This window comes from Bradyrhizobium sp. AUGA SZCCT0105 (genome assembly GCF_018129565.1).
Lineage (GTDB): Bacteria > Pseudomonadota > Alphaproteobacteria > Rhizobiales > Xanthobacteraceae > Bradyrhizobium.
This window is the reverse complement of record NZ_JAFCMK010000001.1, coordinates 1-22,192: the sequence shown is the minus strand read 5'-3', so window position 1 is coordinate 22,192 and position 22,192 is coordinate 1. Positions and strand designations below refer to the sequence as shown.

The following is a 22,192-nucleotide window of genomic DNA, read 5'->3' as shown; positions in this document are numbered from 1 at the left end:
CTTGCACTCATGGCTTAGTGACCGATGTTGCTGAATGTACGCATGAGGTGAAGGAACGGGCTTGCGCCCAGGATGATGAACATTGCCGGGAGCAGAAACAGCACCATCGGAACGGTGAGCTTGGCGCCCAGTTTGTGCGCCCTCTCTTCCAGCTTGGTGATGCGCTCCCGGCGCAAATCGGTCGCGATGCTGCGCAAGGCCTGACTCAACGGCGTGCCGTATTGCAGGCTTTGGCTGACCATGGTGCCGAAGCGACGCAGACCTTCCGACGTCAAGGCAAGCCTCTCGAATGCTTCGGCGCGGTTCGGAAGGACCCGGAGATCATCAAGCAGACCGCGCAACACCTGGGTGATGGCGGGATTGGTCTCCTTCATCTCGCCCGCCACGCGTTCCAGCGCGCTCTCCAGCCCCATGCCCGCTTCGCTGCAGACCACGAGCAGGTCGATAGTGTCGGGCGTACCCAGCCGGATCGCCGCATCGAAGCGCCGCTTCATGACGAGCAGAATCAGACGCGGGCCCATGATTCCGAGTGCCAGCCCAAGGAACGTGAAGATCATCACGTCGGTGAACGGGTTTCCGAGAATCTGCGCGACAGAGAAAGCTGCGATCGGAAACAAGAACGTGCTGACCGTCTTGAAGCCGATCCAGATCGGCAGCACTCGATGATGGTTGAAACCTGACGATTGCAGGATGATCCGCAACTCACCAAGGTTTTCCTGACCGTAGAAGCGCCGGTAACGCATGCCGAGCGCCGAAAGCCAGCCGATCAGATCTGTCGACGAGGTCGATCGGTCGGGAAGGCCCAGCACGGCGTTGGACACACGCGTGTCCAGGGCGCGGAGGTGGATCTCGCGGATGATCAGCAGGAATGTCGCAGCCATGGCTGCAACTGCGAGAGCCGCTAAACCGAGACCAGCCGTCATAGCGCCGTTTCCCTTCTGATCATCCAGCGGATCACGAAGTGCCCCATCAGGACCGAACACGCCGCGTAGGCGAGCAGCATGTTTCCTTCCGGATCGAACAACAGCAAATCGATCGATTGCGGATTGATCCAGTAAAGCAGCCCACCGATGATCAGCGGCGCCAACGTCAGCGCACGCGACGAGAAGATGACCTCTCCCGCCAACGCCTTCGCACGCGCCGCCAGCGCGACCCGCTGCCCCACCGTCTCGCCGAGCGTCTGCAGCGTTTCCGCCAGACTGCCGCCGGTCTTCAATTGCACCGCAAGGGTCACCGCAAACATTGCATATTCCGCCACCCCGGTTCGCTGATAGATCTCCTCCACGGCTTCCTCAGGCGACCTGCCGAGATTCAATTCGCTGCAGACGATCGCAAACTGCCCGGATGTCGGTTGCGGCATCTCGCGGGCGATGGTGCGAAACGCCTCGTTGACCGGCAATCCCGACCGGACGGTGCTCGTCACCAGTTGGACCGCGTCCGGAAGCTGCTGGAACAGTTGGTTTGCGAAAAGCCGTCGCTGCCATCCGAACAGGCCGCGCACGACCAGGACGGCGACGACCGCAGCCGCAATCGCCGCATAGTGGCCAGGGAACCTCAGCAGCTGATTGACGTAGAGGACTGCTGCCGCTGACATGATTCCTGCAAGCAGCACGTAGACCGGGCGAAGAAAGTACACAATCTCCGGGTGGTAATTGGCAAAGCGATAGATCATGTTCCAGCGCGACGTCTTGGCCGCGCGACGGATCGATACCAAGGCTGCCGCTTGAGACGTCGGCAGAGCAATCTCGAGCTGGCGGTCCATCCGCCTCTCGCGCTTGTCGAGTCGGAGGGTGTTCGCCGACGCAGCCAGCAGAAGCACCAGAACGATGATCAACGTCGTCGACATCAGATCTGCCTCATTGCCTCGGCCCACGCTCGATCAAGCCCGTAATAGACGAGGCGGCTTTTGAATTTCGGCACCGCGTTGGTGGACCTGTAGGTGCCCGATAACCGCCCGTGAACGTCCTCGTCCTTGTATTCGAACAGTGCAATGTCGTTGGTGGTGATCACCTCGCCCTCCAGGCCGATCACCTCGCTGACCTGGACGATGCGCCGTTGGCCGTCCCGCATGCGCTCGACCTGCACGATGAGGTCCAGCGCGGCGACGATCTGCGACCGGATTGCGCGTGTCGGCAGGTTGACCTGCCCCATCTGCACCATGTTTTCCACGCGGGTCAGGGCATCGCGGGCGCTGTTGGCATGCACGGTAGAGATTGAACCATCATGACCGGTGTTCATCGCCTGCAGCATGTCGAATGCCTCGGCGCCGCGCACCTCGCCCACCACGATTCGGTCGGGCCGCATGCGCAGCGCATTCCATAGAAGGTCGCGCTGCGTCACCTGCCCGGTGCCCTCGAGGCTGGGCGGCCGCGTCTCCAGGCTGATCACGTGCGGCTGCTGAAGCTGCAATTCCGCAGCGTCCTCAATCGTGACGATGCGCTCGCTGTGGTCGATAAACTGGCTCATCGCGTTAAGCAGCGTCGTCTTGCCTGAGCCGGTACCGCCCGAGACGAGAACATTGAGGCGGCAGCGGGATGCGATCTCCAGGAGCTGCCCGATTGCTGGTGTCATCGAGCCGTTCTCGATCATTCCAACGATATTCAAGCGCCGGCTTGGGAATTTCCGGATTGAGATGCAGGGGCTATGGACCGAGAGCGGTGGCAGGATGATGTTGACGCGGCTGCCGTCGTGGAGGCGGCAGTCCACCATGGGGCTTGACTCATCAACGCGACGGCCGACCTGCGAGGCGATCTTCTGTGCGACGGCGGCGATATGATCATTGTCGCGAAACCTGACCGCGACCCGCTCGAGCTTGCCGCTGCGCTCGACGTAGACGTTGTTCGGCCCGTTGATCATGATGTCGTTGATCGACTCATCCAGCAACAGCGGACGAAGCGGCCCGTAGCCGGTCATGTCGTCGGCGATTTCCTCCGCCAGGAAGAGCTGCTCGCGGCCCGACAGTTCCAGCCGCTCCTGGTTGGCGATGCCGTGGATGATTTCCTCGATCTGCCGCCGCAGGACGTCGCGGGGCACGGTCGTGGCCACCGCCGGCTCGATCTGCTCGATCACCCGTTCACGTAGCGACGCCGACATCACCGGATGGAGCGAAGGCTCTTCATGCTTCGGCGGCGGTGCAAACAGGCTGGACGCCGGTGGCGCCATGCTCGGTTCCGCCGACGGCAAAGCTGGCGCGACCGGCTGCGCGCCTGGTATCGGTGGCGGCGAGACCAGCACCGCACCAGCCATCCGCAGTGGCATTTCGTCTGCGCGCCTGCCGAACTTTTTCATAGCCCGAGCCACCTCTTCCAGCCGGCCTTTTTCATGGAGCCGACGCCAGTGATCTCCCGCACGATCGGGGCGAGGTGACGCCGAAGCCTGGATACGTGCTTCAGCGCCGGAATGCCGAGATTGACCGCCTGGGTCATTCCCTTGCCGAGGTCAGGGATCACCATGTCCGGCTCAGCGCCAAGGGCCTTGACGATGGTCGCCCTGGGAAGACCGCCGGCGCGGTCGGCACGATTGAGCAGGGTAAACACGCGGTCCTTGCCCGCGATGTTGGTGACGGCGTTGCGCAGCGCGTGCGCGTTGCGTAGGCCGGTCACCTCGGCCTCCAGCAGCACCAGCACGTGACGTGACATCTGAATCACTGGATAGATCGATGCCGGAAACGGCACCGGCACGTCGACGACGACGTAGTTGAACCGCTGCCGGAGCAGACCCAGCACATGGCGGACGCCAGCCTCGGTGATATCGAGCTTGGCATCAAGTTCCTCGTCGCCGGAAATCAGGACAACCCGATCGTTCACGTCGATCGCCGCCCGCTCGAGGAACAGCGTGTCGGCCCGCATCGGATTCTCGAGGGCAATGCGCAGGCCCGGACCGGGGCGAACACCAAGCATCACCGCGGTCTCGCCGCCCTGCAGATGCAGGTCGAGCAACGCGACCTTGGCCTTGGTGGTCTCGGCCAGTTGCAGCGCGAGGTTGATCGCGACGCTTGTCGCTCCAGCACCGCCCTGTGCACCGCAGATCGAGACCACATGCCCGCCGCGATCATTCTGCGCCGGCGCGACTTCGCCAAGCAGCTTCGGCCGGAGCTGGTCCAGCACCATATCGCGCGTGAGCGGCCTCGGAAGGTACTCGGTAAGGCCGATTTCCATCAGTTCGCGGTAGAAGGTGATTTCCCTGTTCTCGCCGATCAGGCACACCTTGACGTCGGGCGGGCAGACGCTCGCCAGACGTTCCAACTCGGTAAATGGATCGTCGATCCCGCTGATGTCAGTCACCAGCGCCGACAGATCGGTGTCGGTCTCCAGCATTCGTGTCGCGTGACGGATGTTGCCCCGCCGGATGACCAGATTGCTGCCGTCGAGGCCCTTGCGCAGCGCCGCAGCGCTCAACTCGTCGTTCACGAAGCAGACGATACGGTTACGCGTGAGAACGGACGTCGTCTCTACGGGTGGTTCCACCATTGCCATGTTCACACTCATCAGCGTTTCTCCGGAACCTTGCCCGCATCGCTCACGGCCGTGGCCGTCTCGCGCGCAGCCTCCGTCGTCCCGTCGCAGGCAGCGAAAGCGTCGTCGTCCTGATCCCGCTTCCTGACCGAGTATTGCTTGAGCTCGCGGCCATTATAGATCGCCACCGTCGTGCTCTGGCCAGCAACCGCACTCTGGCGCGCCAGTTCCGGCGACACATCGCAGCTGGATGTCGCGCCGGTGTCGGCGGCCTTTTCCCACTGCTCGGCCGCAGATCGGATGACGAGCGAGAGCGTGCCAAGCTGTTTCGCGACGGAGACTTTCTTGACCTGCTCCGGCTTAAGCTCCAACGACACAGTTTGCGCCGTCTTGCCCGCGACAGCATTGCTGATGGAGCGCCCGCCTTGCGCGATCTCCTGGTCGATCGCGATCACGCGCACGTTGGACAGAACGGTTTCGCTCACAGCCCGCCGCACCGGATCCGCCTTCTCGAACACCTGGGTCAGGACCACGTCGACATTGTCGCCCGGCCTGATCAGCCCCGAGACGCCGGTTTCCTCGTCGACCTTGATGCTGATCGCGCGGCTGTCCGGCGCCAGAACGCTGGCGAGGAAGCCACGATCCTTCGGACGCAGGATGTCTTCCAGGGTAATGGCGCTGCCGGCTTCGACGAACTTGCGAACCAGAGAACCGGGAAGTCCGGCCTTGGAGTCAGGCGTTTCGAGGATCGCCCCAGCGGGGACGCGGTTTGGCGCCGCCTGGCGCACCGCGAAATCCTCGTCGCGCGCCAGCGTCCCTTTCGAAAGCGCACGGGTCGTAACAAAGTAACCGACGGTCGCCGGCGCGGGCGGCGCCTTATCCGCGACCACCTGCGCCACGACCGCGTCTTTCGGCTGGTTCAGGTTGAAGGCAATGAGCCCGAGCGCCGTAGCCGCAAGCAACAGCACCATAATGATTGAGACGCGCAAAGCGGACGACATGTCAAAATCCTTTGCTCAAAAAAGTCCTTCGTTCAAAATAGTCCAGATACCGCCGCATGCGATGGCAACGCCATAGGGTAGCGGCGCATGTCGCAAATGACGCCAGCGCTCGACCGCGTAGACCCTTCGCACCAGCGACGATCCGGCGGGCGCCAGCCTCGGAGACGGCAGGCGGCGCATCATCAAATGCACTGCGGCCAGAGCGCCACCGGCCAATGCAGTTACGGTCAACAGTTCAATCACGCCACTCAGCGGCAGACCGATCGCCAGGGCAACCAGCAACTTGACGTCGCCGCCGCCGATCATTCCGCGCTGGTAGATCACGAAGAGCACCAGAAACAGAATTGCAGCAACGATCAGCGACTGGCCAATCTGCATCGGGCCGGCCAATTGACCAACGATCCCAAGGAACGCCAGCGCCAGACAAATTTCGTTTCGGATCAACCGTGTCGCGATATCGATCGTTGCGACATAGAACAACAATGCGATTTCCAGACACGAGGTCGTGGACGCAATCCAGTTCATAAAATAAATGCCTCAGAAAAAGGCGGGGGGCATAAAATGATGTCCCCCTCCGAGCGTGCTCTCTGCGAACTTAGGCAGAAACCGCGGTCGTAACTGCAGTCGTGATACTGGCAATCGCGGTGCTCAGCGCTTGCCCGACACCCTTGGTGGTGTCGGTACCGAACGCGGCAGCGACTGCGGCAACGATGCAAGCCGCTACGATCACGTACTCGAACGACACAACGCCGTCCTTGTCCGTGCTCAGGCGAAGCAACGCGTCCCTCGCCTTGATGTAACAATTCAACATGGAGACAGCCTCCTCTTCCTTGCCGACATCGCAATCCTGTTGGCAGCGGTTGGCAGAAAGAATCTGCGAACCGCCGTCAACGTTGGGATTTAGGCCGAAACGGCGGTGGTGAGAGCGGTGCTGATGCTGGCGATCGCGGTGCTCAGCGCCTTGCCGATACCCTTGGTCGTGTCGGTACCGAACGCGGCGGCGACGGCGGCAACGATGCAAGCGGCGACGATCACGTACTCGAACGACACAACGCCGTCCTTGTCCGAAGCGAGACGCTTGATGGTTTCGGTGGTCTGGACATAAAGCTTGAGCATTGGAAAAAATCCCTTTTACGATGAATTTACTACGATGAAATTTACGCGATACGGTTGACGGGGCAAAATCCTGCGCCAACTCAATTTATTTATAATCAGTTGCAAGAAAGCTGTCACTTGGTAATCGTTTCTTAACCCTACTCGCGCAGCCGCCGATGGGCTTTCGCAGCGCATGCTCCGAAGATGACGGAGCGAAATTGCCGGAAATTCCCGGGATTTTTGACGGCCGGCGGTCCGCCGTTTTAGCTGCCCCGTGCGAATACGGTGTCGGCGTCCCAGAGCGCACGGCCGCCCATTTGTAGTTGCCGAGCAGCCAAGGGTATTGGCGAACGGGAATTGAAAGACCTCGATCAGACGACTAGTTCCGGGATTCCGAATTGGCTCCACGCGTTCGACTGATGTCGACGACGGCCGTATTGCCAGATTTTGCCGGGATTTTGACTGCTTGCCGCCCGCCGTTTGGCACTCCCGTGCGAATACGGTGTCGGCGCCCCCAGAGCGCACGGCCACCCATTTGTAGTTGCCGAGCAGCCAAAAGGTATTCTGCCAACCAGGATTGGAGAACTTGGAGTAGACAGGGCTAGTTCCGGGATTCCGAATCGGCCCCACGCGTTCGCCTGATGTAGACGACGGCCGTCTCGTCAGAGTAGGTCCGCTCCCACTCCGGCATTCGATCGAGCAGCGCTACGGCCGGGGTCAATGGGAACATCAGCGTTGCGTCGATCTTGTACTCATCGAGCAATTTGACAAAATCCGCGAGATCTTCGAGCGATACGGCCCGCACATAGCGGCTGAGAAAGACCGGCCCATACAATTCGGCCCGTGAATCGATGAACGTCGGAATGCCCTCGGACATCAGATACGGACCGAAGTAGTAGTCGTTGAATATTCGACTGGCCTTCAGCTGCTTGAGCTTGTCCACCGCAGCGCGCGGGGCATCTGGCGGCGCGTGGTCCTTCGTCGCCACTATCACACCTGTTGCGATCACGAGGCCCGCGAGCGCGGCGACAAGCGCTTTCCGTGACACGGGGACGATTTTCCGGTTCAGCGACTGCGACGACGCCAGTTGCTGCGCCAGGGGACCGGCAATGAAAAATGGCGCAATCAGCGCGCAAACGTCGACATAACGTACATGGGCGAACGTCTGGTAGACCACGGCCAGCAGCACGGCGACCCTGATCGGAGGTAATTTGAGCCCGCTGTACAGAACATACGCCATGCCGGCGAAGAAGCATGTTGTAACGGGATTGAACCCGTCGAAACCCAGTGCCGGCCTCCATTCCCCAATGGTTGAAAGGACTGGCCCGAGATTCAAAATGCGCAATGTGACCAGGATCGACTCCGGCCCGTACGGCGTGATGCAGGCGGCGACGAGCGCCAGCGCGCCGAAGCGAAGCCAATGCAACGCGGTGGCCACGCGTGCAGATTTGTCTGCAGTCCAGACCGCCTCCAAGGCGAATGGCGCAATCAACGCCAGGCCCAGCGTGAAGCTTCCGTGGAGGTTGGCCCACAGCGCAATGAGCAGGAGATACGCAAACGACGGCGCGCGTCGCTCCTCGCTCGCCTCAACCAGCGCATTGGCCCACAGCACCATCAGGGGAAACACCAGGACATGCGGCCGTGCAAGCATGTGGAATGACGTCAACACGAGTCCGCCGCTCACCAGGATCATGACCGGTACGTTCGGCAGCCGTTTCAGCAGCAGGTACGTCAGCAGGTAGAACGCGACGGAGGCCGACAATGCGGCAAGCAACGCAGGTCCCGGCCATCCGGCCAGTTTGAATGCCGCGAAATAGAGCACCTCCGATAACCACTCGCTGGTTATCCAGGGTGCATCGCGCATCGTGAAGGAGAAGGGATCGACGCGAGGTACGGCACGATGATCAATGATCCACTGGCCGACCACGATATGCCAGTAGATGTCCGCATCCCTCAACAGGCTGCTGATCCTGCCGATGAGCGTCAGATAGGCCGTGGCCCCGAATATCAGTGGTAGCCAAGACCGAAGGTGATCGCTGCGCGCAGGCGCCGCGCTTATCCGGTTCTCTGTGTCCGTCTGAAGCGAGCTGTTGCTTGAATGCATGCTTTCCGTCCCGCGCTACGATCATTGTCGACTGAACCCTACGGACGCAACCCACTCTCCGGATCGTCCACCTCAATAACACGTCCCGGAATCCCCTCCGAGCCGCCCGCAACTCTCCCGGTTCGATTGCCGGCACTGCGCAACCGCCAGCGGCGTCTTGCCGCCGTCGGCCGGCGCCGCCGATTGCCTGCCGCGCTCTTCATCGAGCAGCTGCGAATGAGCTTCTGGATCTGCACGTTTCGCTTCGGCAGGACATTGTTCTTGCTTGAACCTGCTCCGCGTCCACGTGCATAGGCGGTGATCTGCTTTAGCAGCACGCGAGTTAACATTGACCCGCAAAAGTACGGGGTTTGACCAGAACTATTCTTCAGCCGCCTGAGAACGGCTGCTGTGGCGGACAAGTTTCGGCCCGCGGCCGTGGCGCGCAACCTGGTAGGTCGGATGCGGGTCACGCCGTCCGCGGTCGGACCACAACCGAAGTCTCCAGCCCCTCGCGCTCTGCAGCGAGTTTCGCCTCCAGCTCAGACACCCAAATGACTATTATCTTGAGGCCTTTGATGGGGTGGAGTAGAATCTGTGCATTCACGAAGTCCCTTTTTAAAAATCGGATAGCCGCTTCGAATAGGCGTCTTTTGCATGCGCCGCGTGATCAACACCGCTCCAAAGGATGGAACATTCGTCGTTCTTGAGGATGACGTAAGCGGACGCTTCGAATCTGCTCAGTGGTCGGCTGACGGGCGCGGGTGGATCAGGAAAAATGGCGAGCCAAGCGAGATCACGGCGACGCATTGGCTAACGATGCACCTTCCCGAGGAAGGTGATGAATTTATTCTGCAAGATGAATCTATTCCGCTAAAGGAAACTGGATCGATCGCCCCCCCGGCGTTGCCAGGGCCGCGCTCCTTTTGTTTTCCCTCGGGCCTGGCCGAACGCGCGAGGGTGACGGAATTAACTCGTCTGGTTACGAACGCGGACCCTGTCAGTGTCGTCCGGTTCGAAGCGCAGGCCGCGCACGGCAAACCGGAGCGCGAACCGCGGCGGCGCTGGTTTGCCGTCTCCTCGATCGCCACAGTTATATTCGGGACGGCGCTCATCGGCTGGTATATCCACGCCGAGCTCGCCGCCTATGTGACGCGGTACATTGGCGAGCAGGTTAACGTCAGGACTGGCACAGTTGGCGTGGAGGCCGTCAAGCAAGAGACCCAGGTCCCAAGCCAGGACTCGCAGAAAGCCGATTCATTGGCGCTGGATCCGGCTCTTCACCAGCAAGCCGACCGGGCAATCTCACAGGCACCGCGGGATACTGCGCAGGGCAAGCAAGGTGCGGAGGCAATGCAGCCGGAAGCGCAGCAGTCTTTGGAAAAGGAGCAGCGCCGCGCAGAGGCCCTAGCAAATGAACTGGCGAGGGCGCAGCAGATCATTGAAATGCAGGTAGCGCGGGCGAACAAGGCGCGCGATCAGGCGACGCAGCTCAGTCAGGCCGCGGAGAGCGGGATGGCGGAGCTGCGACAGTCTCTGCAGAAGGAACACGACAGGGCCGAGGCACTGACTGGTGAGCTTGCGAAGGCACGGCGGGACCTCGACACGCACCTGGCGCTGTCAAGCAAGGCCGGTGACGAGGCGGTGCAGGTGAAGAAGGCCGCCGAGAGCGCGACGGCGGAGCTCCGACAGTCATTGAAGACGGAGCATGACAGGGCTGAGGCGCTGACTGGCGAGCTTGCGAGGGTGCGACGGGACCTCGAGACCCGGCTGGCGCTGTCAAGCAAGGCCGGTGATGAAGCGGTGCGGGTGAAGAAGGCCGCCGAGAGCGCGACGGCGGAGCTGCGACAGTCTCTGCAGAAGGAGCACGACCGGGCCGAGGCACTGACTGGCGAGCTTGCGAGGGTGCGGCGGGACCTCGAGACACAAGTGGCTCTATCAAGCAAGGCGGGCGACGAGGCTACGCAGGAGAAGAAGGCCGCCGAGAGCATGACGGCAGAGTTGCGACAGTCTCTGCAGAAAGAGCACGACAGGGCCGAGGCACTGACGAGCGAGCTCGCGAGGGCGCAGCGGGACATCGAGAGGCAGGTGGCGCTGGCGAGCAGGGCGGGTGACGAAGCGGCGCAGCTCAAGCAACTCAAGGAAGCTGCCGAGAGCATGACAGCGGAGCTGCGACAGTCTCTGAAGAAGGAGCGCGACCGGACCGAGGCGCCGGGCCGCGAACCCACGCTGGCTCAAGCCGCGGAGGCGGCTGCGACAGAGCAGCTTACGGTCGCCGAGGCGCAAGGCGGTCCGGAAGCGGCCAGGTTGCTGGCGCGCGCCAACGCCCTACTCGGCCAGGGGGATATCGGTGCAGCGCGGATCGTGCTCGAACACGCTGTCGAGACGGGTAACGCACAGGCGAGCTTCATGCTCGCGGAGACATATGATCCCCTCGTTCTTTCCACATGGAAGACGTACGGAACACGCGGCGATGTGACGAAGGCACGCGAGCTATACGCAAAGGCGCTTGCCGGTGGCATTCAGCAGGCCAGGGATCGATCTTTCGCGTTGCATTAGCCTAGTATGACAGCGACGATGGCGCTCCAGATCCGACCGCTCGGTTCTCGGTTCTAAGAGAGTAGCCGACTTCGCGCCGTCTCAAAAAGCAGTTCGCAGAGTCCCCTCCGAGCCGGCCGCAACTCTCCGGGTCGGATTGTCGCCACTGTGAGACCACCAGCGGCGGCGTGTTCGTGCCTGCCGGGGCTGCCGATAGCCTGTTGCGCTCTTCATCGAAGATCTGCGAATGAAGCTTCCGGATCTCCACGTTCGCTCGAGCAGGGATATTGTCCTTGCCTGAACCTGCCCTGCCAACGCCTTGCGCAGGGCGTTCTCCCGATCGAGGAGCTCGGGAAACGGCAACAGTGGCCGTACCAGCTCCATCGCCTTGATGACGCAGGACGACCGCTCCACCGCCTGTGCGATCTGAGCCGGGAAGCCGCGGCGGCATTCCGCGAGCGCGCCGCTCAGGTTGAGCGCTGCCGGCTCCGCCTCCGCGATGGCCTGGCGCACGGCCCCGCAACAGGCCAGCAGGACACAGCGCGAAACAACGAGTGCGAACCGGATACTGTCCCTTAAAGCTACGGTTGAAATCCACGACCCTCCCCTAGTTCGCCGTCGTTCCTCACAATCAGCGCGCAAACCGTGGTTTTGGACGGTAGGGTCGGAGAATGGCTTTAATCGGCGAACAGCCAGGTCCGTGTCTGCAGTGCTAAACAGCGATTTTCGAAGTAACCGCGGAGAGCTCGGCGAGCTCAGCTTCAGCCTCCAGGATCCCCTGCGCTACGGCGCTCTCAAACCAGTATTGCGCATCGCGTAGATTCTGTGGTTCGCCAGCTCCGGATCGCAAATAGCGTCCGAGCATGAGCTGGGCATGGCCGTGGCCAAGTTCGGCGGCGGCTCGAAACCAGCGTGCGGCTACAGCGCGGTCGACCGCGATGCCGTGACCTCCGCCATGGATGGCGCCGAGCGCGAACATCGCACCGCTGTGTCCTTTGGCGGCGGCGTATTCACAAAGCTTGATCGCCTTCGCGATATCGGCCGGACCGCCGCGGCCGTTAACCAGCATTTCGGCCAGCGCCGCCTGACTGTCCGCATTGCCGGCCTCGGCAGCAAGCGCAAACCATTCGCGCGCGGCTTTCAGGTCTGCCCGGATGCCACGGCCTTCGCTCAGTAGCCGACCAAGCATGTATTGGGCTTCCGGCAGGCCCTCCGCCGCGCGTCGCAGCCAGATCGCTGCCTGCTGATCGTCCCGCTCGGCGACTGCGCCATGCAGCAAGCAGACTCCAAGATTGAAGGCCGCGACGAGGTCGCCGCCCGCGGCGGTCTTCCTGAACCAATCGGTCACCGGCGGTCGCCCTCCGGGCATATCAACGCCCGCAAGCAGCTGTTGGGCCAGGTCGAGCTGGGCACTGGCATCTCCAGCGTCAGCCGCCATGCGTAACCATCTTGCCGCCTCTTCAGCATCCGTGGGCACGCCCGCACCGGTCATGTAAAACGAGCTCAAGGAACGCGCCGCGGTTGCGCTGCCGGCCTCCGCGGCGCGCCGGTACCAGCTCGCGGCCTCCACATAGTTCGGCGGCATCGCGCCGCCCTTGGTATAGAGATCGCCAATCATCTCGGCCGCGCGCGGATCTCCGGCGAGCGCGGCGCGTCTCAGCCACGATTCTCCAAGTACCGGATCGGGAGGGATGGTCTCGCCTTCGATCAAGGCCACTCCCCATTTAAGCTGTGCTCCGCGGTGGCCGAGTTCTGCCGCCTTTCGATAGTAATCGGCAGCACGGGCCGGATCTTGCTCGACGCCGGCCCCCTCTTCGGCGAGAACACCGAACATGTAAACGGCCGACGGAATGTCGGCTGCGGCCGCGGCGCGAACATGTGCGGCGATCTCCGCCTTGCGTTCCGAGAGCTGGGCATCACCCGCAAGTGCCAGCGCATAGCCGAGATGGCCTTGCGCGCAGCCGCCCGAAGCCGAACGCTTATAGCAGTCTCGTGCCTCGTCCAGGTTGCGCAAATGGTGCGGACCATAGGTCAAGACATAGCCGAGCAAGGCCTGTCCTTCCGCCGAGCCGGCTTGTGCCGCCATACGAGCCCATTTGTGCGCAGCTTCGAAATCAGGGGCTGGGCTAACGACGCTCGCTGCAGTCGTGGAAAACAGCCGCGCCGCCCCTTCGTCAGCACTCGTTTCCGGCGCGGACACCAGCCCCTGCACTAGGAGCGCCGCCATCAAGCATTGGGCCTCCCCATTGCCGTGCAACGCGGCCTGCCGCAGCCAGCGCACCGCCTCGCTTTGGTTGAACGGAACGCCTGAACCCTGCAGGTAGAGCCGGCCGATCTGATACGCTGCCTCCGGCACGCCCGCCTGGGCGGCCTGTGCGAGCAAAGGCAGAGCCTCAGTGAACTGCTCCCTCTCGAGCAGCCCCAAGCCGCGACGTAGCGCAGCCATGGGCGAAGCCTTGCCGATCAGTCGATCAAAGAGCATGTTTCAACCGCTTCGTCGTTCGTCGCAGACCTATTCAGGTTCAGGGCTCTCGCATGGCTTCCTGGGTGACGGGCAGCATCAATCCAAGCAGATATTTCAGGACCGTACGTTGCCCGACCTTGATGTCGGCGGTCACGGGCATGCCAGGCACTAGCTTAAAACCGGCGGGCACATCGTGCAAAGCCATCCGGTCGAGGCTGATCCGGCCGCGATAGAAGGGCTCCGTCGTCGCGGCTGCTGGTATGGCGCTCGTCGGATTGCGCGCCTCGGCTTGTGCATTGAACGCATCGGGGCTTACCACGCGGACGACGCCTTCCGCCATGCCGTATTGCGAGTATGGAAAGGTATCGAACTTGACCGCGACCGGATCGTTGACATGGACAAAGCCGTTGTCCCGGCCAGGGATGTTGGCTTCCACTTCAAGCGGGGCGTCGGTGGACACGAGAGTGATGAACTGCTGTCCCGACTGCATCACCGAGCCGACCGATACTTTCGAGACCGCCTGCACGATGGCATCCACATTGCTGCGCAACTCGACCAGCCTCCGCCGCAGCTTCGCTTTGGCGACAAGCTCGCGAGTGTTGGCTGCCTTGACCGAGCTCTCCTGCAGCTTCTGCGACGTTTCGGCCTTCCAGCCGCGGATGAAACCGTCACGTTCAGAGGCGAGTGCCGATTGGTCCTGCTTTGCGCCCTCGCCGGTCGCGACCGCATTTGCGAGCGCGCGCTCCATTTCGACGCGAGTATCCTTGGCGATCAGCGAGTTCAGTCGGCTGCCGGTTTGGGTCGCTTCCAGCTTCTTGCGCATGTCCTCAATACTCTGGGCGACATCAAGACGCTCGCGATAGCCGGCCGCGTCCGAGTTCGACCGCCCGATGACGGAATCCAGCTCCCTAAGCTTTTGATCATAGTTCTGCAGCTTCAGATCGAACTGCGCATGGCGATGCTCGAAGATTGAGGCCTGCAACATCCAATGTGGGTCATCGCCGTCAAATTTGAAAGCCTGACCTCCGGCTTCGGCTCGCAGCCGCGCGACCTCCGCGTCGAGGCTACTTGCCTGATCTTCGAGCGCGACGAGATCGGCTTCCGCAAAGGTCGGGTCGAGCCGGGCAAGCACCTCGCCGGCATGCACCCGTTGCCCCTCCCGCACGTCGATCGACCGCACGATTGAAGTCTCGAGCGGTTGCACCAGAATTGTCGGTGCCTGAGACACGACGATTCCTCGCGCGGAAACCACCTGATCAACCGGCAATACGCCAGCAATCACGATCAGGGCAAACACCATGCTGGCCACCAGCCAAACCATGTGCTGAGCCGAACGCGGGATCGGTGTGTTGACAATAGCCGTCGAGGGTTGCTGGAACTCCAGGATGATCGGCAAGGTAGGATCGTTTTTCCTCGAGCCAAACAGGATTGGCAGTGACGGCGTTTGCGCCTCGCTCATTGCTCCGGTGCCCCCGTGACCAATCGAGGTGCCGCGCTTGGCTTTGGCGCCGTGATGTGACGATTCTGCTGATTCCAGAGCTGGCGGTAGATTGCACAACGCTCCACCAGGACGTCGTGCGTGCCGCAATCAACGATATGGCCCTGCTCCAGCACCAGGATTTGATCGCAGTCGACCAGAGAAGACAGCCGATGCGAAACGATGATCATGGTACGGCCGCTTGCGATCCGCTCGAGGTTGCTGGTCACCACGGCTTCGCTTTCCGGATCGAGAGCACTGGTTGCTTCATCCAGGATAAGAATGCGCGGGTCGGTGATCAGTGCCCGTGCAATGGCAAGACGTTGACGCTGTCCGCCTGAAAGGTTGGGTGAACCTTCCTCGATATAGGTATCGAAGCCGTTTGGCATCCGCTCGATGAACTCCTCCGCGCCGGCGAGCCGCGCGGCGTACACAGCGTCCGACAGCGTCAGGCCGGGGCGACCCGCGATGATGTTGTCGCGGATCGAACCGCGAAACAAAAAGTTCTCCTGCAGGACGACGCCCAGGCTTTGGCGCAAATGGCGCAGATCCACATCACGCAAATCAACGCCATCGATCTTCACAAAGCCCTTGTAGTCGCGATTGATTCCCTGCAGCAGACGGGTAATCGTCGACTTGCCGGAGCCGCTGCGTCCAACAATTCCGAGCGTCGTTCCGGCCGGCATCGAGAAAGTGACGCGGTCCAGCGCCGGAACTGTGGTGTTGATGTAAGTAAACGTAACGTCTTGAAACGCAATTTCGCCGGCGAATTTCGGCCTCAGCCCAGCAGATCGCACATTGCTCTCGGCCGGCCGGTTGAGCACCGAAGCCGCCTCGCCGATTGCCGCACCGATCTCCTCGTATTCCTCGATCAACCGCGCCAACCCGACCAGCGGCTGCGCGGCGCGTCCGGAGAGCATAAGGAAAGCAAACAGACCTCCAACCATGTAGCCGGAAGGATCGTTCATCGCGATGTAGGCGCCCAGCATCACGGTGCCGATAACCATGATGCGCTCGATCGGTGTGACGAGCGTCTGAGGCCAGTTGGAGAGCTTGCTGAACGCAAGCTGCCACTTGCCAGCTTCGGCAATCCGCTCGTCCCATAACGACCGACGCTGTGGTTCGAGCGCCAGGGCCTTGACGGTCTTGATGCCCACGATGGTCTCGCCCAGGGTGGCCGACTTCCAGGTTTCGGCCGTGGTCACCCGGGAATACATCTCACGCATCGGCTTGAGGTAAGCGAGAATGATCAGCAGGATCACGACGGCGCAGCCGAGCACGATGCTGGCTAGAATAGGGCTCAGATAAAACAGGAACGGCAGCAGGACGCAGAGCGTTATCAAATCGAGGAACGTGGTCAGCAGACGTCCGGTGAGAAACTGCCGCACCTTGTAAACTTGGGCGATGCGAAACATGGTTTCGCCTGCTGGATGCCTTTCGAAGTAATCGAGCGGCAAGCGCAACAGTCGATTGAAGACGTGCAGATTGAGCCTCGCATCGAGCCGCGCGCCGACCACCGCAATGATCAGGCGGCGGGCATGACCCAGGATCGCTTCGTACACCACGACCACTGCCATCACGGCGGACAGCAAGATCAACGTGGAGGTGCTGTGAAATTGGAGCACCTTGTTCACCATCGTCATCACCAGGAGCGGCGGAAAAATGGTGAGGAAGCTGATGGTGACGGACGCTATTCCGATGTCACGCAGCGATCGGTGTTCCTGCAGCACAAGGTCTGTGAGCCATCGCAAGCTGAACGGCGTGTCGGCTGCGGCTCGTCCGCGATTGGCGCGCACCAGGATCGCCTCGCCATCCCAGACTTGAGCAAGGCGCAGTTCGTCGACCGCGACGGGCTGCGCCTCCGGCGGAGCGCTCGGCTCTCGCATCAGGATGATGTGTTGCTCGGCGTTGGCGCCGACCATGAGCCCTGCACTGCCATCCTTGAACAACAGGACCACCGGTTCGGCACTGCTCATCCGCAACAAATTGCGCCAGCCGGTCCGAATGGCACGTGACCATAGCCCCGCGTTTTGCGCCCACTCCGACATCGCCGCGGCCGATGGAAGCGATTGCGATGCGTCACCTTTGAATTCGTTGACGTCGAGGTCGACGCCGTGGTGGCGCGCCACCTGGATCAGCGCCTGCAAGCGAGCCTGACGCAGCGGGTTTGAAACGCCGCCGGCGCCCTCGTCCGGCGCGGCGGGCGCGAACCTCAGAACTGGTTGGGCCGCCTCGTCGACGCCTTGCTCCGTCGCAGATTTGTCGGAACCGTCGTCTGTCCAGGCGAAACGAGAGGTCCGCAGGGCAAGCCGGAGTTTTATGCTCGAGAACGCCGCCACCACTCGGCGCTCGGCGAGCTCGGCCGCGTCACGCAGCTCAGGAAGGACACGCGTCCAGGCGCGGTCAGGTGTCCGGGCAACCTCGCTCCTGATCTTCTGCGGTGTGAAAGTGGGTTGCTGCGTCGGGCGCGAAGACGTTTGGTCTTTTTGCATCAAATCGTGGCGCATCCCATTTTTCCGGAGCACCTCCACAATTCGTGTTTCCGCAAGGGCAATCGTCGCTATGCTGAGCTGAGGTTCTCGCCGGGTGAATGACGGCGCCAGCGCACGTGCGTTGGCCTCGACCTGGTTTACCGCCTCGTCAAACGTATGCGTCTCAGCTGCGGACTCGGCCGGCGTTAGGTCGTCCCGCTCCTTGAGACGGCTGACGAGCAACGAGCGACCACGATCATAGAGGTTATGTCGCCCCGCCTCATCGCCAGGGCTCAAGCCGGCAATCGCCTTTTGCAGCGGGCGAACATATTTGTTTTCGCCCGCCTGGTCGCTTCCACTACCTGGGCCGGCCACAATAAATCTCCAATAGCAATACGCGGTACTGTTTCACTATGCCTCGGTGAAATCAACGTTTTTGAGCCGGGTTGCCCCTTTGAAGTATGGTGCATGGTTTACGTCACGCGCTCGGATATCGCTGCCTTCAGGCGAGCCCGAACAATTGTTCCACACGAGACGGCAACTCGCCGCTTGTGCCTATTTCCGTGCAGCTTCGTTTCCACCGATCGACGTAGTCATCAATCGGAAGCGAGGTTCGTTCCGGCCAGCGATTGAGCGCGCCGAGATCCTCGATACACGGACGTCCGCTTTCATAGATGGCCAGGATGCCGAGGATGGCTGGCCCGCGCGGAACGGCCTGCCCCGCTGCCAGTGGCTCCCGGTTGCTATGAAACCACGAGGCAGCGTCGTCCGGTGAACCTGCGGCGCCATCGGACTTGCTCGCCTGCAGCAGATCTGCACGGTATTGCCGGATCGCACCGGCAAACGCTTGATCGCCGGCAAACGGCGGCGATTTCTTCCAGCTATCCGCAAGCAGCCCGAGCCCACGTATTGAGAAAGTCTCGACCAGGGCTTCTTCAAGCCATTGCGTCGGCGGCTGCGGTTTTGCCGAAAGCTGCCAACTGTTGGCGAGCACATGCCCGAGCTCGTGCCCGAACTGATAGGCAAGCTTGCACCAATCGGCCGCGCCGACATTCAAGATGATAGAGGCCGTTTCCGGCTGATCACGATGCAGCCAGACGGCGGGCGGGCCTTGATGATGGTTTTCGATCAGCAGTTTTGCGGGCTGACGATCGGACAATAAGCGAAGCTTGTAGAGATCGACCGCCCTGACCCGCGTCAATACGCGCAGTGTCGCCTCGCCGGAGTTCCAATCGCCTTGCAACTGGATCGGCGCGGTCAACAGATTGCGCGTGCTTGCCCGCGCGGACATGGCGCTCCTGCTTGTAAAAACGGCGGCGGCCGTCAGCTTCAGGAAGCGACGCCTGCCAATTGCGTTCATGCCTGACATCATCTGGCTGATGAAGAACGGGCGCCTTGGCATTGGCTTTGGCGCCCGTTCCCTTACTCCTCTCAACCGCTAAGTGTCGTGCTTCGACACATGGTTGATCCAGTTCGGCCGATCGTCCGCGTGGCCGACACTGCCCGTACTGCTGCTGTGGTGCGGATCGCTCGCCGAGCCTGCGCTCGACTGGTCGATCCTGGCCAGCAGGCTATCGGCCAAGCTCTTGATGGTGGTGAGATCCGCCTTCAGTTGCGTGGCGCCCGCGTGATCGAGGGACTGGACGGCGTCTTCCAGCCTCATCAGCGCGGATTGCGTCGGCAGCAGCATCGCCCTCCAAGGCCCGACGACACTGTGCTGGTCGATCGTTGTCGTCAGCTTGGAGTGGTGGTGGTCGTCTCCGGTTCCGCCGGTTGCACCCGTGGCTCCGGTGCCGCCGGTCGACCCGTTGTGACCGGTTGCGCCTGTTGCTCCGGTGTGACCGGTTGCTCCCGTGGCTCCGGTTGCTCCGGTGTGACCCGTTGCTCCGGTCGAACCCGTCGCTCCCGTACTTCCGGTCGCGCCCGTTACACCTGCCGGCGGATCGAGTGTCCACACCGTGTAGGTGTGACCATCGTAGCTTGCGGTACCGCTGTTGGGATAGAATCCAGCACCAGTCTGGTTGCTGTCGTCGATGGTGACCCTGCCGCCGTCGAAGGACAACTGACCGCTGCCATTCCACGTCGGCACTGCTGCACCAACACCTCCGATGCTGTCGCCAGCATTGAAGTGCTCGATCGACGGGTTCTTGCCCGCATTGCTGGAGACCTGCAGGAGATCGACGGAGTTGACGGTTCCCCACGCCATATCGATCGCCAGGCCACCGTTGTTCGTTCCCTCGATCACGAGCGTCGCGTTGTAAAGGTCGACCGTTCCGGACAGGTTGCTGCCTGTCAGGATCAGCGTCTCGTTCGCGGCGACGATCGTCGCACCGTTGGTTGGACCATTCTCGGTCACAACATGCTCGCCTGAAGACCCGGTCGCGCCCGTCGCTCCAACGGGACCCGTTGCTCCAGTCGAACCGGTGGCACCCTTCGGCCCGGTCGCGCCGGTTGCGCCTGTGGCTCCCGTTGCTCCGGTCGCCCCCGTAGCTCCAGTGCCACCCGTTGCTCCGGTCGCGCCGGTGCCACCCTTCGGCCCGGTCGCGCCGGTTGCGCCAGTCGAACCTGTGGCTCCCGTTGCACCAGTCGCACCTGTGGCTCCTGTCGCGCCGGTCGCACCCGTGGCTCCGGTCGCACCGGTGCCACCCTTCGGCCCAGTCGCGCCGGTCGCACCTGTGGCTCCCGTTGCTCCGGTTGCACCTGTCGCTCCGGTTGCTCCAGTTGCACCCGTAGCTCCGGTCGCACCTGTGGCTCCGGTCGCACCGGTGCCACCCTTCGGCCCGGTCGCGCCGGTTGCGCCGGTGGCACCTGTGGCTCCCGTCGCTCCGGTTGCACCTGTCGCTCCGGTGGCTCCAATTGCACCCGTAGCTCCGGTCGCACCTGTCGCTCCAGTCGCACCCGTGGCTCCGGTCGCACCGGTGCCACCCTTCGGCCCGGTCGCGCCGGTCGCGCCGGTTGCGCCGGTGGCACCTGTGGCTCCCGTCGCTCCGGTTGCACCTGTCGCTCCGGTGGCTCCAATTGCACCCGTAGCTCCGGTCGCACCTGTCGCTCCAGTCGCACCCGTGGCTCCGGTCGCACCGGTGCCACCCTTCGGCCCGGTCGCGCCGGTCGCGCCGGTTGCGCCGGTGGCACCTGTGGCTCCCGTCGCTCCGGTTGCACCTGTCGCTCCGGTGGCTCCAATTGCACCCGTAGCTCCGGTCGCACCTGTCGCTCCAGTCGCACCCGTGGCTCCGGTCGCACCGGTGCCACCCTTCGGCCCGGTCGCGCCGGTCGCGCCGGTTGCGCCGGTGGCACCTGTGGCTCCTGTCGCTCCGGTGGCTCCAGTCGCGCCGGTTGCGCCAGTTGCACCTGTGGCTCCCGTTGCTCCGGTTACACCCGTAGCTCCGGTCGCACCGGTCGCTCCAGTCGCACCCGTGGCTCCGGTCGCTCCGGTGGCACCTGTTGCTCCGGTGGCACCCGTTGCTCCTGTCGCCCCAGTGGCGCCAGGATCACCGGTTGCGCCGGTGGCACCAGTCGCGCCGGTTGCACCTGTTGCGCCAGTCGAACCGGTAGCTCCGGTGTTCCCCGTTGCACCCGTGGCACCGGTCGATCCCGTGGCTCCGGTTGCGCCGGTATCACCCGTTGCTCCGGTTGCACCCGTGGCGCCAGTCGCACCTGTGGCGCCGGTTGCACCGGTGTCACCCGTTGCACCGGTCGATCCTGTCGCGCCAGTTGCGCCCGTGGCTCCGGTTGCGCCCGTGGCACCGGTCGAACCCGTGGCTCCGGTTGCGCCGGTGTCACCCGTCGCACCCGTGGCTCCAGTCGATCCCGTGGCTCCGGTTGCGCCGGTGTCGCCCGTTGCACCCGTGGCACCGGTCGATCCCGTGGCTCCGGTTGCGCCGGTGTCGCCCGTTGCACCTGTGGCACCGGTTGCGCCGGTATCGCCCGTTGCACCCGTTGCGCCGGTGTCACCCGTTGCACCCGTGGCGCCAGTCGATCCCGTGGCTCCGGTTGCGCCGGTGTCACCTGTTGCGCCCGTGGCGCCGGTCGATCCTGTGGCTCCGGTTGCGCCGGTATCGCCCGTTGCACCCGTTGCGCCGGTGTCACCCGTCGCGCCCGTGGCGCCGGTCGATCCTGTCGCACCGGTATCGCCAGTCGCGCCCGTGGCTCCAGTCGATCCCGTGGCTCCGGTCGCGCCGGTGTCACCCGTCGCACCTGTGGCGCCGGTCGATCCCGTGGCTCCGGTTGCGCCGGTGTCGCCCGTCGCGCCCGTGGCACCGGTCGATCCCGTGGCTCCGGTTGCGCCGGTGTCGCCCGTCGCGCCCGTGGCACCAGTCGATCCTGTCGCTCCGGTTGCGCCGGTGTCGCCCGTTGCACCGGTCGATCCCGTCGCTCCGGTTGCGCCGGTGTCACCCGTTGCACCCGTCGCGCCGGTCGATCCCGTGGCTCCGGTTGCGCCGGTATCGCCCGTCGCGCCCGTGGCACCGGTCGATCCCGTGGCTCCGGTTGCGCCGGTGTCGCCCGTCGCGCCCGTGGCGCCGGTCGATCCCGTGGCTCCGGTTGCGCCGGTGTCACCCGTTGCACCCGTCGCGCCGGTCGATCCCGTGGCTCCGGTTGCGCCGGTATCGCC

16 protein-coding genes are annotated in these 22,192 nt (G+C 63.0%); 2 read left to right on the top strand and 14 right to left on the bottom strand.

The genetic code is table 11. From position 1 onward, the window contains the following. Window positions 1–14 precede the first annotated feature (14 nt). The 9 genes from JQ573_RS00075 to JQ573_RS00035 form a co-directional block, all read right to left on the bottom strand. On the bottom strand, window positions 15–923 hold the full coding sequence (locus JQ573_RS00075) for a type II secretion system F family protein (RefSeq protein WP_212315404.1): 909 nt from the start codon (window positions 921–923) through the stop codon (window positions 15–17). Beyond that, complete coding sequence (locus JQ573_RS00070) at window positions 920–1,846, bottom strand: type II secretion system F family protein (protein WP_212315406.1); 927 nt, start codon at window positions 1,844–1,846, stop codon at window positions 920–922. Before JQ573_RS00070 ends, JQ573_RS00075 begins: the two co-directional genes overlap by 4 nt. Then, window positions 1,846–3,288 (bottom strand): CpaF family protein, encoded by a 1,443-nt coding sequence (locus tag JQ573_RS00065; RefSeq protein WP_212315408.1) that lies wholly within the window; start codon window positions 3,286–3,288, stop codon window positions 1,846–1,848. Before JQ573_RS00065 ends, JQ573_RS00070 begins: the two co-directional genes overlap by 1 nt. Then, on the bottom strand, window positions 3,285–4,475 hold the full coding sequence (locus JQ573_RS00060; RefSeq protein ID WP_249131272.1) for an AAA family ATPase: 1,191 nt from the start codon (window positions 4,473–4,475) through the stop codon (window positions 3,285–3,287). Before JQ573_RS00060 ends, JQ573_RS00065 begins: the two co-directional genes overlap by 4 nt. Window positions 4,476–4,486: 11 nt before the next feature. After that, window positions 4,487–5,425: a Flp pilus assembly protein CpaB gene (gene cpaB / locus JQ573_RS00055; protein WP_249131163.1), complete on the bottom strand. Its 939-nt coding sequence runs from the start codon at window positions 5,423–5,425 to the stop codon at window positions 4,487–4,489. A 45-nt stretch (window positions 5,426–5,470) separates the two neighbouring features. Beyond that, the gene (locus tag JQ573_RS00050) at window positions 5,471–5,980 is read right to left on the bottom strand and encodes a prepilin peptidase (RefSeq protein ID WP_212315414.1); all 510 of its coding nucleotides are present in this window, start codon (window positions 5,978–5,980) and stop codon (window positions 5,471–5,473) included. A gap of 70 nt (window positions 5,981–6,050) precedes the next feature. Next, window positions 6,051–6,266 (bottom strand): hypothetical protein, encoded by a 216-nt coding sequence (locus JQ573_RS00045; protein WP_212315416.1) that lies wholly within the window; start codon window positions 6,264–6,266, stop codon window positions 6,051–6,053. An 89-nt stretch (window positions 6,267–6,355) separates the two neighbouring features. After that, window positions 6,356–6,571, bottom strand: coding sequence for a hypothetical protein (locus JQ573_RS00040; protein WP_212315418.1), 216 nt, complete (start codon window positions 6,569–6,571; stop codon window positions 6,356–6,358). Between the two features lie 580 nt (window positions 6,572–7,151). Beyond that, window positions 7,152–8,654: a hypothetical protein gene (locus tag JQ573_RS00035; protein ID WP_212315420.1), complete on the bottom strand. Its 1,503-nt coding sequence runs from the start codon at window positions 8,652–8,654 to the stop codon at window positions 7,152–7,154. 636 nt (window positions 8,655–9,290) lie between these two features. Here JQ573_RS00035 and JQ573_RS00030 point away from each other — a divergent pair. Beyond that, window positions 9,291–11,192: a hypothetical protein gene (locus JQ573_RS00030; RefSeq protein WP_212315422.1), complete on the top strand. Its 1,902-nt coding sequence runs from the start codon at window positions 9,291–9,293 to the stop codon at window positions 11,190–11,192. A gap of 691 nt (window positions 11,193–11,883) precedes the next feature. Here the strand turns inward: JQ573_RS00030 and JQ573_RS00025 are convergent. From JQ573_RS00025 to JQ573_RS40005, 5 genes are all read right to left on the bottom strand, one after another. Beyond that, a complete protein-coding gene (locus JQ573_RS00025; protein WP_212315424.1) occupies window positions 11,884–13,653 on the bottom strand; it encodes a tetratricopeptide repeat protein in 1,770 nt (589 codons plus the stop codon). 40 nt (window positions 13,654–13,693) lie between these two features. Further along, on the bottom strand, window positions 13,694–15,094 hold the full coding sequence (locus tag JQ573_RS00020; RefSeq protein WP_212315426.1) for an HlyD family type I secretion periplasmic adaptor subunit: 1,401 nt from the start codon (window positions 15,092–15,094) through the stop codon (window positions 13,694–13,696). After that, window positions 15,091–17,958, bottom strand: coding sequence for a peptidase domain-containing ABC transporter (locus tag JQ573_RS00015; protein ID WP_312011285.1), 2,868 nt, complete (start codon window positions 17,956–17,958; stop codon window positions 15,091–15,093). The genes JQ573_RS00020 and JQ573_RS00015 overlap by 4 nt, the downstream gene beginning before the upstream one ends. A gap of 127 nt (window positions 17,959–18,085) precedes the next feature. Beyond that, entirely contained in the window at window positions 18,086–18,943 is an 858-nt protein-coding gene (locus JQ573_RS00010) for a hypothetical protein (protein ID WP_212315428.1), read from the bottom strand. Between the two features lie 78 nt (window positions 18,944–19,021). Continuing rightward, entirely contained in the window at window positions 19,022–19,939 is a 918-nt protein-coding gene (locus tag JQ573_RS40005) for a hypothetical protein (RefSeq protein ID WP_249131162.1), read from the bottom strand. Between the two features lie 1,642 nt (window positions 19,940–21,581). On the opposite strand from JQ573_RS40005, the gene JQ573_RS40000 reads away from it, so the two are divergent. Beyond that, the coding region (locus tag JQ573_RS40000; protein ID WP_249131161.1) for a hypothetical protein at window positions 21,582–22,192 on the top strand (611 nt) is incomplete at its 3' end.

Coding starts and splice junctions, on each gene's coding strand:
- JQ573_RS00065 (WP_212315408.1), bottom strand. CDS start 3,288: ATGAAAAAGTTCGGCAGGCGCGCAGACGAAATGCCACTGCGGATGGCT.
- JQ573_RS00060 (WP_249131272.1), bottom strand. CDS start 4,475: ATGGCAATGGTGGAACCACCCGTAGAGACGACGTCCGTTCTCACGCGT.
- JQ573_RS00030 (WP_212315422.1), top strand. CDS start 9,291: ATGCGCCGCGTGATCAACACCGCTCCAAAGGATGGAACATTCGTCGTT.
- JQ573_RS00050 (WP_212315414.1), bottom strand. CDS start 5,980: ATGAACTGGATTGCGTCCACGACCTCGTGTCTGGAAATCGCATTGTTG.
- JQ573_RS00020 (WP_212315426.1), bottom strand. CDS start 15,094: ATGAGCGAGGCGCAAACGCCGTCACTGCCAATCCTGTTTGGCTCGAGG.
- cpaB (WP_249131163.1), bottom strand. CDS start 5,425: ATGGTGCTGTTGCTTGCGGCTACGGCGCTCGGGCTCATTGCCTTCAAC.
- JQ573_RS00035 (WP_212315420.1), bottom strand. CDS start 8,654: ATGCATTCAAGCAACAGCTCGCTTCAGACGGACACAGAGAACCGGATA.
- JQ573_RS00010 (WP_212315428.1), bottom strand. CDS start 18,943: ATGAACGCAATTGGCAGGCGTCGCTTCCTGAAGCTGACGGCCGCCGCC.
- JQ573_RS00045 (WP_212315416.1), bottom strand. CDS start 6,266: ATGTTGAATTGTTACATCAAGGCGAGGGACGCGTTGCTTCGCCTGAGC.
- JQ573_RS00040 (WP_212315418.1), bottom strand. CDS start 6,571: ATGCTCAAGCTTTATGTCCAGACCACCGAAACCATCAAGCGTCTCGCT.
- JQ573_RS00075 (WP_212315404.1), bottom strand. CDS start 923: ATGACGGCTGGTCTCGGTTTAGCGGCTCTCGCAGTTGCAGCCATGGCT.
- JQ573_RS00025 (WP_212315424.1), bottom strand. CDS start 13,653: ATGCTCTTTGATCGACTGATCGGCAAGGCTTCGCCCATGGCTGCGCTA.
- JQ573_RS00070 (WP_212315406.1), bottom strand. CDS start 1,846: ATGTCGACGACGTTGATCATCGTTCTGGTGCTTCTGCTGGCTGCGTCG.